This is a genomic window from Micromonospora sp. C28SCA-DRY-2, assembly GCF_030519475.1.
Classification (GTDB): domain Bacteria; phylum Actinomycetota; class Actinomycetes; order Mycobacteriales; family Micromonosporaceae; genus Micromonospora.
Genome location: NZ_JAUMKD010000001.1, coordinates 363,718 through 375,176, shown reverse-complemented (window position 1 = coordinate 375,176; position 11,459 = coordinate 363,718). Strand labels below are relative to the sequence as shown.

At 75.4% G+C, this 11,459-nt stretch carries 12 protein-coding genes; 6 read left to right on the top strand and 6 right to left on the bottom strand.

The window, feature by feature from the left end:
• Positions 1–48 precede the first annotated feature (48 nt).
• Entirely contained in the window at positions 49–693 is a 645-nt protein-coding gene (locus Q3W71_RS01710; protein ID WP_302917498.1) for a TetR/AcrR family transcriptional regulator, read from the bottom strand.
• A 195-nt stretch (positions 694–888) separates the two neighbouring features.
• On the opposite strand from Q3W71_RS01710, the gene Q3W71_RS01705 reads away from it, so the two are divergent.
• Together Q3W71_RS01705 and Q3W71_RS01700 are read left to right on the top strand one after the other, a co-directional pair.
• Complete coding sequence (locus Q3W71_RS01705; RefSeq protein ID WP_302917497.1) at positions 889–2,334, top strand: MFS transporter; 1,446 nt, start codon at positions 889–891, stop codon at positions 2,332–2,334.
• Positions 2,335–2,785: 451 nt separating this feature from the next.
• On the top strand, positions 2,786–3,316 hold the full coding sequence (locus Q3W71_RS01700) for a DUF488 family protein (protein WP_302917496.1): 531 nt from the start codon (positions 2,786–2,788) through the stop codon (positions 3,314–3,316).
• Positions 3,317–3,356: 40 nt separating this feature from the next.
• Here the strand turns inward: Q3W71_RS01700 and Q3W71_RS01695 are convergent, their stop codons facing one another.
• The 3 genes from Q3W71_RS01695 to bioB all read right to left on the bottom strand — a co-directional run bounded on the left by Q3W71_RS01695 (position 3,357) and on the right by bioB (position 5,169).
• Positions 3,357–3,872 carry a GNAT family N-acetyltransferase gene (locus Q3W71_RS01695; RefSeq protein ID WP_302917495.1) on the bottom strand — a complete coding sequence of 172 codons (516 nt, stop codon included), beginning with the start codon at positions 3,870–3,872 and terminating at the stop codon, positions 3,357–3,359.
• A 69-nt stretch (positions 3,873–3,941) separates the two neighbouring features.
• A complete protein-coding gene (locus Q3W71_RS01690; protein ID WP_302917494.1) occupies positions 3,942–4,163 on the bottom strand; it encodes a hypothetical protein in 222 nt (73 codons plus the stop codon).
• A gap of 10 nt (positions 4,164–4,173) precedes the next feature.
• Positions 4,174–5,169, bottom strand: coding sequence for a biotin synthase BioB (gene bioB / locus Q3W71_RS01685; RefSeq protein WP_302917493.1), 996 nt, complete (start codon positions 5,167–5,169; stop codon positions 4,174–4,176).
• Positions 5,170–5,336: 167 nt separating this feature from the next.
• On the opposite strand from bioB, the gene Q3W71_RS01680 reads away from it, so the two are divergent.
• From Q3W71_RS01680 to Q3W71_RS01665, 4 genes are all read left to right on the top strand, one after another.
• Positions 5,337–6,473 carry an 8-amino-7-oxononanoate synthase gene (locus tag Q3W71_RS01680; protein WP_302918695.1) on the top strand — a complete coding sequence of 379 codons (1,137 nt, stop codon included), beginning with the start codon at positions 5,337–5,339 and terminating at the stop codon, positions 6,471–6,473.
• 115 nt (positions 6,474–6,588) lie between these two features.
• Positions 6,589–7,317 carry a dethiobiotin synthase gene (gene bioD / locus Q3W71_RS01675; protein ID WP_302917492.1) on the top strand — a complete coding sequence of 243 codons (729 nt, stop codon included), beginning with the start codon at positions 6,589–6,591 and terminating at the stop codon, positions 7,315–7,317.
• 54 nt (positions 7,318–7,371) lie between these two features.
• Positions 7,372–9,006 carry a sensor histidine kinase gene (locus tag Q3W71_RS01670; protein ID WP_302917491.1) on the top strand — a complete coding sequence of 545 codons (1,635 nt, stop codon included), beginning with the start codon at positions 7,372–7,374 and terminating at the stop codon, positions 9,004–9,006.
• The gene (locus Q3W71_RS01665; protein ID WP_302917490.1) at positions 9,003–9,686 is read left to right on the top strand and encodes a response regulator transcription factor; all 684 of its coding nucleotides are present in this window, start codon (positions 9,003–9,005) and stop codon (positions 9,684–9,686) included. Before Q3W71_RS01670 ends, Q3W71_RS01665 begins: the two co-directional genes overlap by 4 nt.
• 19 nt (positions 9,687–9,705) lie before the next feature.
• Here the strand turns inward: Q3W71_RS01665 and Q3W71_RS01660 are convergent, their stop codons facing one another.
• Together Q3W71_RS01660 and Q3W71_RS01655 are read right to left on the bottom strand one after the other, a co-directional pair.
• Positions 9,706–10,458, bottom strand: a complete 753-nt coding sequence (locus Q3W71_RS01660) for an ABC transporter permease subunit (protein ID WP_302917489.1) — start codon at positions 10,456–10,458, stop codon at positions 9,706–9,708.
• The gene (locus tag Q3W71_RS01655; RefSeq protein WP_302917488.1) at positions 10,455–11,387 is read right to left on the bottom strand and encodes an ATP-binding cassette domain-containing protein; all 933 of its coding nucleotides are present in this window, start codon (positions 11,385–11,387) and stop codon (positions 10,455–10,457) included. The genes Q3W71_RS01660 and Q3W71_RS01655 overlap by 4 nt, the downstream gene beginning before the upstream one ends.
• Positions 11,388–11,459: the final 72 nt, after the last annotated feature.

Here is an 11,459-nt window from a genome sequence, read left to right as displayed (position 1 = left end):
GACAGTTACCGTTCCCCGCGAACGGTAACTGTCCAAGATCTACTGTCTCTAGTGCGAGTGGCGTGGGCCCGCTGTCTGGCCGGCGGTCGTGACCCAGACTCCGGCGCGTGCCGCGGCGAGTGCGGCTTCGGCGGCGCCGCGGGCGTCGGCCTCCGTGAGCGGGGCACCCGTGTTGAGGAGTGCGTAGTACAGGGGGGCGGAGACGGCGCCGATGACGCGATGGGCATCGGTGCCGACAGGGAGTTCGCCGCGATCGATGGCGTCGGTGACACAGCCCGCCCACTCCTCGATGCGCGTGAGGTAGAAGCGGTGGAGTGCCTCGGCCGCCTGCTCGTTGCAGAGTGACGCGGCGATCAGGGCCTTGAACAGCCGTCCCTGCCGCGGGTCGGTGAGCGTCTCGACCACCAGGCGGGCGTTGGCGCGCAGGTCGTCCTCGATGGATCCGGTGTCGGCGCGACGCAGGGACTGGGCCGCCATGTCGTCGAGCAGGTCGGCGGCGAGCGCGCTCGGGGTCCCCCAGCGGCGATAGACGGTGGTCCTGCCCACCCCGGCTCGACGGGCGACCTCGGCCAGGTCCAGGGCCTCGAAGCCCGCCTCGGCCAGGACGTCGGCAGCCGTCCGGAGGACGGTCTCGCGGACGCGAGCGGTGCGGCCACCAGGCCGGACGGTGCCGGGAACAGGGGTGTCAGCCACGAATGGATCTCCTTCGTACGGAGCTTCACGATGCCACAGGACATGTTATCGGGACGACAGTTCCATTACGGCGTTCCGGGTGGTAGCGTCTGCCGCGTAACGGTACTGCGATCCCGTTAACGATTCCTGGTGTGTCCGGGTCCTGCCACCTCGTCCCCCCGCTCGTTCCGGGTGGACTCGAACGAAACGAAGGTCATGTCCACAACCACTGCCGCGCCGCAGCCCACCGCTCCGCTCGCCGCCACCGCCCCGCACCCGCATCGGCTGACCGGCCGACTCCGGCTGGTCCTCGCCGTCCTGCTGGTCACCCAGTTCATGCTGGCCGTCGACTTCTCGATCCTCAACGTCGCGCTGCCGGCGATCGGCGAGGGTCTCGGCTTCTCCCTGTCCAACCTCCAGTGGATCGCCACCTCGTTCGCGCTGAGCGCGGCCGGGTTCACCCTCCTCTTCGGCCGCATCGGTGACCTGGTCGGCCGTAAGAGGATCTTCCTCGGCAGTCTGGGCCTGCTCGGGGTGGCCTCCCTCGTGGGCGGTCTCACCACCAGCCCCGAGATCCTGATCCTGGCCCGGGTCGCCCAGGGTCTGGCCACCGCGGCCGCCACTCCCGCCGGGCTCTCCCTGCTGACCACCTCCTTCCCCCAAGGGCCGCTGCGGCAGCGGGCCCTGGGCCTCAGCGGCGCGTTGATGTCCGCCGGATTCACCACCGGCGCCATCCTCGGGGGCGTCCTCACGGATCTGCTGTCCTGGCGCTGGGCCTTCTTCATCAACGTGCCCGTCGCCGCCGCCGTCCTGCTGATCGCTCCCTCGGTCATCCAGGAGTCGAGGCCTGCCGGCCGTCCCCACCTGGATCTGCCCGGCGCCCTGTCCGTGACCTTCGGCCTGCTGGGGCTCGTCTACGGCCTGACCCAGGCCGGCGAGCACGGCTGGACCAGCCCGCACGCCGTGACCGGGCTGACCGCCGGTGCCCTGTTGCTGGTGGTGTTCTACCTCGTCGAGCGGAAGGTGGCCCAGCCGCTGGTCCCGCTGGGGGTGCTGCGTCGCCGGAACGTGGCCTGGGGCAACGCGCTGGGCCTGCTCGCCTTCGTCACGGAGACCTCGCTGGTGTACCTGCTCACCCTCTACATGCAGAAGACCCTCGGCTTCTCCGCCCTGGTCGCCGGGATCTCGTTCGGCGTCCTGGGCCTCGGCACGGTGGTCGGCGGCCTGCTGGCCCCGAAGGTGATCGCCCGGACCTCCACGCTGACCGCGCTGGTCGCCGGCGGTCTGATCCAGGCCGTCTTCACCGCCGCCCTGTTCTTCCTGGGCACGGGCACCGCCTCCTCGATGGCGCTGCTGCTGCCCGCCACCTTCCTCGGTGGCGCCGGGAACATGCTGGTCATCGTCGGTTTCATGGTCACCGCCACCAACGGACTGCCCGACCGGGAACAGGGCCTGGCCACCGGCCTGGCCACCATGTCCCAGCAGGTCGGCATCACCATGGGCACCCCGATCATGTCCGCGATCGTGACCGCTGCCGCCGCGGGCGCCGCCACGGCCACGGCGATCCTGGACGGCGTCACCATCGCGATCGCCGTCAACGCCGCCCTGGTGGTGCTCGGTGTCCTGATCGCCGCCGTCTTCCTGCGGGCCAAACCCGCCTGACGCAACCAACCGCCGCGGGCACACCCGGTGCGGAGCGCCGACGTCCACGGCGCGACCCCGGTCGAGATCCCGCCACCGCTGCCAGCAGCTCGTCCGGTACGGGCGGTGCCGGTTGGCCCGGCATCCGAGGGGCGGACGACGCCCGCCGCGTCCGTCCCTCGGATCCTCCACCACCCGGAAGGAAAGACCATGGATCGTCAGCTCACCGGCACGGTCGTCCTCGTCACCGGTGCCGCCGGCGGCACCGGCCAGGCCACCGCCCATCTGTCGGCGGCCGTAGCCGCAGCACGGCCCGCTGGCTGGCCGGCGGTACGGGTCCCGGCGCGATGGATATCGCCACCCGCGCTCCGGCCACCGGGTGGCGGAGGCGAACCGCCCGACGCCCCGCGGCCAGGGGAGGCGTCAGCCGCCGGGCACGGTGAATGTCCGGGATCCGGGGCAGGATGGGGTGGTGCAGCGGGCGCTGGTGACCGTCGGGCACGGGCCGGCCGACCGGGCCCGGCTCGGAGAGCTGCTGGCCGGGGCGGGGATCGAGCTGGTCGTGGACGTGCGGCGGTTCCCGGCCAGCCGCACCAATCCCGACGTCCGCCGGGAGGAGCTGGAACGCTGGCTGCCGCGGGCCGGGATCGGCTACCGCTGGGAGCCGCGGCTGGGCGGTCGGCGGCACACCCCGGCCGGCACGCCGGAGCCGGACACCTGGTGGACGGTGGCGGCGTTCCGGGCGTACGCGGCGTACACCCGTACCGCCGACTTCCGGGCGGCGCTGGAGGCGGTGCTCGCCGAGGCGGCGGCCCGGACCACGGCGGTGATGTGCAGCGAGAGCGTCTGGTGGCGCTGCCACCGGCGGCTGATCGCCGACGTCGCGGTGCTCGGCCACGACGTGCCGGTGCGCCACCTGATGCCGGACGGCCGGCTCGCCCCGCACCGGCCGGCCGCCGGCGCCCGCCGCGACGGCGACCGCGATCTCGTCTGGGACGGCTGACCGCCGCCCTCCGCGCGGGTGTCGGGACAATCCGCTCCCGTCAGTCGACCAGTTCGTCGGCGAGCAGGTCCATCAGCAACCCGTCGTGCCAGCGCCCGTCCTCGCCGCGCTCGTAGCGGCGCAGCACGCCGACCGGCCGGAAGCCGACCTTGGCGTAGCTGCGGATCGCCGGGGTGTTCGCCGCCGCCGGGTCGATGGTGAACCGGTGGTGCCCGTGCGCCTCGACCAGGTGCCGGACCAGGGTGCGGATGGCGTCCGGGCCGAGGCCCCGACCGTGCACCGACGGGTCGAGGAAGATGTCCAGGCTGGCGTGCCGGTAGTCGGGGTCGTCCTCGGCGTACCACTGGATCGCGCCGACCACCCGGCCGTCGTGCAGCACCGCGTACACCGTCAGGTCGGGGTCGGCCAGGTCGGCCGCGACGGCGGCGCTGAGGTCGTCACCGCCCCGCCACCAGTGGCGCACCTGCGGATCGGCCCGGATCGCGGCGAGCGCCGGCACGTCGGCCGCGCCGGCCGGCCGCAGCGTCACCGCCCGCCCGCGCAGTTCCCCGGTCACCGGCGCCACCGGGACCGGGGCGGCGCGAGCGGCCCGCGGGCGACGAGGGAACCGGGCGTCACGGGGGCCTCAGCCGCGGATCTCGCCGTGCTCGACGCAGACCGCCGCCCAGCCCACCGGCAGCACCTGCACCTTCATCCGGCGCCGGCAGCGCGCGCAGAACCGGGGCGGCTCCAGGGCGCGCGCCGCCACGCACGCCTCGTGCGACCCGACCGCCGCGGCTTCGCCGCAGCGGTCGCACCAGAGCGGCGCCGTTGTGTTCGGCGCCGCCAGCGGAGCAGCGTCCGTCACCGTCAACCCCTCACAGCGTCGCGGAAAGCGCCTTGACCGGCATCTTCAGGTCGTCCAGCAGGGCCAGGTCCTCGGTGGCCGGCCGGCCCAGGGTGGTCAGGTAGTTGCCGACGATCACCGCGTTGATGCCGCCGAGCAGGCCGTCGCGGGTGCCCAGGTCGCCCAGGGTGATCTCCCGGCCGCCCGCGTACCGCAGGATGGTGCGCGGCATGGCCAGCCGGAACGCGGCGATGGCCCGCAGCGCGTCCTTGCCCTCCACCACCGGCCGGTCGCCGAGCGGGGTGCCCGGACGCGGGTTGAGGAAGTTCAGCGGCACCTCGTGCGGGTCCAGCTCGGCGAGCTGCGCGGCGAACTCGGCCCGCTGCTCCACCGTCTCGCCGAGGCCGAGGATGCCGCCGCAGCAGACCTCCATGCCCGACTCGCGGACCATCCGCAGCGTCTCCCAGCGCTCCTCCCAGGAGTGGGTGGTGACCACGTTCGGGAAGTAGGAGCGGCAGGTCTCCAGGTTGTGGTTGTAGCGGTGCACGCCCATGTCGACCAGCTCGTCGACCTGCTCCTGAGTGAGCATGCCCAGCGAGGCGGCCACCTGGATGTCGACCTCCGCCTTGATGGCGGCGACGCCCTCGCGCATCTGCTTCATCAGCCGGGCGTCCGGGCCGCGGACGGCGGCCACGATGCAGAACTCCGTCGCCCCGGTCGCGGCGGTCTGCTTCGCCGCCTCGACCAGGGACGGGATGTCCAGCCAGACCGAGCGCACCGGCGAGGTGAACAGGCCGGACTGGGAGCAGAAGTGGCAGTCCTCGGGGCAGCCGCCGGTCTTCAGCGAGACGATCCCCTCGACCTCCACCTCCGGGCCGCACCAGCGCATCCGCACCTCGTGGGCGAGCTGGAGGGCGGCGGGCAGGTGCTCGTCGGGCAGGTTCAGCACGGCGAGGACGCCGGCCTCGTCGAGACCGACGCCGTTCTCCAGCACCTGGGTACGGGCCTGGTCGAGGATCTCTGGCATGGCTCGTACCCTACAAGCCCGCCCGATCGACAGGAACGGCCGCGCGGCCCGCGGTGACCGGGCGCCGCCGACCGGGGTGGAAGCGCCGGGCCGCGGGTCACGGATGGTAATTTCGCCCGGCGGCCGCGCTCGGCGACGGCGGCCGCGACGGCGGTGTGGGGGTGACGGTGGCGGACTGGCTGGCGGCGCTGCACCGCCGCGCCGAGCTGCGGGCGAAGGCGGGGTTGACCCGCCGGCTGCGACCGCGCGCGGCCGGCGACGCCGTGGTCGACCTGGCCGGCAACGACTACCTCGGCCTGGCGACCGACCCCGAGGTCACCGCCGCGGCCGGCCGGGCACTGGCGGCGTACGGGCTGGGGGCCACCGGGTCGCGGCTGGTGCGCGGCTCCACCGACGCCCACCACGCGCTGGAGGACGACCTGGCCGACTGGCTCGGCACCGACCGGGCACTGGTCTTCTCCTCCGGCTACCTGGCCAACCTCGGCGCGGTCCGGGCGCTCGTGCAGCCCCGTACGCTGCTCGTCTCCGACGCGCACAACCACGCCTCGCTGATCGACGGCTGCCGGATCTCGGGCGCGGAGACCATGGTGACCCCGCACAACGACGTGGCCGCGGTGGCCGCCGCGCTGGCCGCCGCGCCCGGCCGGCCGGCGGTGGTGGTCACCGAGTCGGTCTTCTCCGTCGACGGCGACCTCGCCCCGCTGGCCGAGCTGCACGCGGTCGCCCGCCGGCACGGCGCGCTGCTGCTGGTCGACGACGCGCACGCGCTCGGCGTCATCGGCCCGGCCGGGGCCGGCGGGGTGGCCGCCGCCGGGCTCTCCGGCGCGCCGGACGTGGTGGTCACCGCCACCCTGTCCAAGGCGCTCGGCGGCGCCGGCGGGGTGGTCGCCGGACCGGCCGAGTTCGTCCGGCACCTGGTGGAGACCGGGCGCACCTTCATCTTCGACACCGCGCTGCCCCCGGCGGTCGCCGCCGGGGTGCACGCCGCCGTCGCGCGGGCCCGGGCCGGCGACGGGCCGCGCGCCGAGATCGCCGAGCGGGCCGCGCTCGCGGTGCGCCGGCTGCGCGCCGCCGGACTGCACGTCTCCGAGCCCGACGCGGCGGTGGTCTCGGTGACCGCGCCCGGCCCGGAGGCCGCGACGGCCTGGGCGGCGGACTGCCGCGACCGCGGCGTCGCGGTCGGCTGCTTCCGCCCGCCGTCGACCCCGGACAGCCGCTCCCGGCTGCGGCTCACCATCGGCGCCGGGGTGCCCCGGGCGGACTTCGAGCGGGCCCTGGAGGTCATCGTGGAGTGTGCGCCGTGAGCGCGAGGAGTGAGCCGGGTTTGCGAGCCCCGCAGTCGCGAACCGAGGTGGCTCCCGTGAGCGCGAGGAGTGAGCCGGGTTTGCGAGCCCCGCGGTCGCGAACCGAGGTGGGCACATGACCGAGCCGTGGCGGGGGCCGGTGCTGGTGACCGGCACCGACACCGAGGTCGGTAAGACGGTGGTGACCGCGGCGATCGCGGCCGCCGCCCAGGCGGCCGGCCTGCGGGTCGCGGTGGTCAAACCCGGCCAGACCGGTACGGCCACCGGCGAGCCCGGCGACGTGGACCACGTGACCCGGCTGGCGGCCCCGTTGACCGGCCGCACCCTGGCCAGCTTCCCCGACCCGCTGGCCCCGCTGGCCGCGGCCCGGGTGGCCGAGCTGGAGCCGCTGGAGCTTTACACCGCCGTCGACGCGGTCCGCGAGGAGGCCGACAAGCACGACCTGGTGCTGGTCGAGGGCGCGGGCGGGCTGCTGGTGCCGATAGGGCTGCGCCCGTCGGGCGAGCCGTGGACGGTGGCCGACCTGGCCGTCTCGCTGGGCGCGCCGGCGGTGGTGGTGGCCCGGGCCGGGCTGGGCACGCTCAACCACACGGCGCTCACCCTGGAGGCGCTGGACCGGCGGGCGGTGCCGGCGGGCGTGGTCATCGGCGCCTGGCCGGCCGAGCCGGAGCTGGTGCACTGGTCCAACCTGACCGACCTGGTGCCGAACCTGCTCGGCGCGGTGCCCGCCGGTGCCGGCGCGATGGACCCGGGGGTGTTCCGCCGGTCCGCGCCGGGCTGGCTCACCCCGGCGCTCTACGGGGTGCTCGACGACTGGCGGGCCTGGGCCGAGGAGATCAGCTGAACACCTGACTTTCGTCGGTGCCCGCCCAGGTCGGACGTGGGTAGCCTGGCCGCCGTGGAGAGCTGGTGGGCGTCCCGGGTGGCCCGGGTGGCAGGCGGCCGGTGGTCCGGGGCCGACCGGCGACGGTGGGCCGGTGACGCCGCCCTGTGGCTGGTGACCGCCGCTCCGATCGGGTACGCCGGGGTGACCCCGCCGCACTCCGGGCGGGCCACCGTGCTGACGGTCTGCGCGCTGCTCGTGCTCACCGCCGCGGTCGGGGTCAGCCGGCGCTGGCCGGTGGCCGCCCTGGTCATGGCGGTGCTCGGGTCGCTGCTGAACGGCAACTTCCTCTTCGCGATCCCGGTGTTCAGCTACCTGGCCGGGCGGCGCAGCGGCACCGCCGTGCCCGCCGCGGTCGCCTTCGCCGGGCTCGCGGCCGGCGGCACCGTGCTCAACCTGGGGTTGCTCGGCACCGGCGCGGCCACCTGGTTCCTGCTCGCCTCGGTGCTGCTCTTCGCCGGCGTGTTCCCGTGGCTGGTCGGCCGGTACCGGCGCCAGCAGCACGAGCTGGTCGAGGCGGGCCGCTGGCACGCCGAGGCGTTGGTGCGGGAGGAGCGCGGTGCCGCGGAGCGGATCCGGCTGCGGGAGCGGGCCCGGATCGCCCAGGAGATGCACGACTCGCTCGGTCACGACCTCAGCCTGATCGCGTTGCGCGCCGCCGCCCTGGAGGTCGCCGCCGATCTCGAGCCGCGGCACCGGGCCGCCGCCGGGGAGTTGCGGGCCAGCGTCGCCACCGCGACCGAGCGGCTGCACGAGATCATCGGGCTGCTCCGCGAGGAGGGCGGCGCCAGCTCCACCCGGCCGGCCGAGGAGAGCGTGGCGGAACTGGTCGACGGCGCCCGGGAGGCGGGCATGGCGGTACGGCTGGCGGCGACCCCCGACACGGCGGAGTTGCCGGCGCGGGTCCGGCACGCCGCGCACCGGGTGGTGCGCGAGGCGCTGACCAACGCCGCCCGGTACGCCCCCGGCGCCGCTGTCGACGTGCGCCTCACCCGAACCGGCGGCCGGATCGAGGTGGCCGTGGTCAACGCGCCGCCGCCGGCCGGCCCGCTGCCGGGCCCGCCCTCGCACGGCAGCGGGCTGCTCGCGCTCGCCGAGCGGGTACGCCTCGCCGGCGGATCCCTCGCCGCCGGCCCGCGGCCCGACGGCGGCTTCGCCGTGCGCGCCGGGCTGCCGGTCACCGGTCCCGTCGGGAGCGACGTGACCGGCCCGGCGGACGAACCGGCACGGGTGATCCCGGCGCACGGGTCGCCGGCCGCGGCGTCGCCCGGCGGCGACCGGAGCGGCCCGGCACAGTGGCCGGCCGAGGCGGAGCGGCGGCTGCGCGACGCCCGCCGGCGGGTCCGGCGCAGCCTGCTCGCCGCGCTCGGCGCGCCGGCCGGCCTCGCCCTGGTGCTCTCCCTCGTCTACTACCCGGTGGCGACCGCCGGGACGGTGCTGGATGAGGCCACCTTCGAGGCGATGCGGGTCGGCACGGTCCGCGCGGAGCTGACCGGGCTGCCCCGCCGGCAGCTCGACCGACCCGATCCCTGGGCCGACCGGGCCGGCTGCGAGTACTACACCGACGGGAACTTCCCATTGGCCCAGCCGACCTGGCGACTCTGCTTCGCCGACGGCCGGCTGGTCAGCAAGGAGCGGATCGACCAGTGAGCACCGACAGCATCCCGACCGGCCCGGTCCGGGTCGTCCTCGCCGACGACGAGGCGATGATCCGGGCCGGCGTGCGGGCCATCCTCGCCGCGGACCCGGAGATCGAGGTGGTCGCCGAGGCCGGTGACGGTCGGGCGGCGGTGGAACTGGTCCGGGCGCACCGGCCGAGCGTGGCGCTGCTGGACATCCGGATGCCGAAGCTGGACGGGCTCAGCGCCGCCGCGGAGATCCGCCGGCTGGTCCCGCAGACCGCCACGGTCATGCTGACCACCTTCGGCGAGGACGACCACGTGGCCCGGGCGCTCGGCCACGGGGCGAGCGGCTTCCTGCTCAAGGCGGGCGACCCGCGCGAGCTGATCGCCGGGGTGCGGGCGGTGGCCGACGGCGGGGCGTACCTGTCGCCGCGGGTGGCCCGCCGGGTGATCGAGCTGGGCGGCGGGCGGCTGGCCCGGCGTCCGGTCGCCCGGGACCGGCTGGCCGGGCTCACCGACCGGGAGCGGGAGGTGCTGGCGCTGGTCGGGGCGGGGTTGTCCAACGCCGAGATCGCCCGCCGGCTGCACCTGGTGGAGGGCACCGTGAAGAGCTACCTGACCAGCATCTTCACCCGGCTGGAGGTGCGCAACCGGGTGCAGGCGGCGATCCTCGCGTACGAGGCGGGGCTGGTCGAGCCGGCCGGCTGACCCGCCCCGCCCGCGCACGTCAGGCGTCCCGGCGGCGCAGCGCGACCCGGCCCAGGGCCAGCGCGGCGGCGGCCCACCCGGCGAGCAGCAGCAACCCGACGGCCGCCGGGTAGGGGTCGGAGTCGCCGGCCAGGAAGTGCGCCCCGGCCACCCCGGGGAAGGCGTCGGCGATCCGGTTCAGCACCGCGATGTCTGGCTCCTGCAACGACAGCGGCACGATCATCAGGGTGGCGACCAGCACGGTCAGCGTGAGCACCGCGCTGCGCAGCGCCGCGGCCAGGCCGAGCGCGAGCACGCCGACCAGCGCCAGGTAGACCGCCACGGCCGCGACGTCGGAGAGCGTCTCCGCGGCCGGCGCGGTGCCCCAGCGGCCCAGCACCGGCCGGGCCACCGCCGCGCCGACCGCGCCGAGCAGCAGGCCGAGCGCGAAGGTCACCGCCCCGGTCACCGCGGCCTTCGCCAGCAGTACGCGCCCGCGCGACGGGGTGCACTGCAGGGTGGTCCGGATGGTGCCGCTGGTGAACTCGCTGGTGATCAGGAGCAGGCCGAGCGCGAGCACGGCGTACTGGGTCAGCTCGACCGAGCCGATCACGATGCTGCCGACGGTGACGACGCCGGCGTCGTCGGCCGGGTCGTCGTTGGTGTTCGCGTTGGCGGCGTAGATGGCGAGCTGGCCGGCGGTCGCGGCGGTGACCAGCAGCCCGGCCAGCATGGTCCACCAGGTGGAGCGCACCGACCACAGCTTGGTCCATTCGGCGGCGATCGTGTTCATCGGTCGGTCCCTCCGGTCGGGGTGCCGGCGTACTCGACGCTGCCGGCGGTCAGCTCCATGAAGGCCTGCTCCAGCGAGGCCCCGTGCGGGCTCAGCTCGTGCAGCCGGACCCCCAGCTCGTACGCCAGGTCACCGATGCGGTCCACGGTGGCGCCGGTGACGGTCAGCTCGTCCGGGCCGGCCGGGGTGACGGTGGCCCCGGTCGCGGTGAGCCGCTCGGCGAGCGCGGCCAGACCGGCCGGGTGCGGGCTGCGCACCCGTACCGCCACCGCGCTGCCCGCGATCACCTCGCCGATCGGCGCGTCGGCGAGCAGCCGCCCCCGGCCGATCACCACCAGCCGGTCGGCGGTCAGTTGCATCTCGCTCATCAGGTGGCTGGAGACGAAGACCGTCCGGCCCTCGTCGGCCAGCGACCGCATCAGCTGCCGGACCCAGCGCACCCCGTCCGGGTCGAGGCCGTTGACCGGCTCGTCGAACATCAGCACCGGCGGGTCGCCGAGCAGGGCGCCGGCGATGCCGAGCCGCTGCGCCATGCCGAGCGAGAGGGTCCGGCCGGGCTTGGCGGCGGCGCGGGCGTCCAGCCCGACGGTGCCGAGCACCTCGTCCACCCGGTGGGTGGGCAGGCCGTTGCTGCGCGCCATCGCCAGCAGGTGGGCCCGGCCGGACCGGGCCGGGTGGATGGCCCGGGCGTCCAGCAGCGCGCCGACCTCGCGCAGCGGTCGCCGCAGCTCCCGGTAGGCCCGGCCGTCGATCAACGCCCGCCCGGCGGTGGGCCGGTCCAGGCCGAGGACCATGCGCATGGTGGTGGACTTGCCCGCGCCGTTGGGGCCGAGGAACCCGGTGACCCGGCCGGGTGCGATGTCGACGGTCAGGTCGTCGACGGCCGTCGTCCGCCCGAACCGCTTGGTCAACCCACGTAATGTGATCATGCCTCGACGCTAGGTGGCCGGCCGGCGCCGCCGCCGCGCCCGAACGGCACCACCCGCACCCCACTTTCGTCA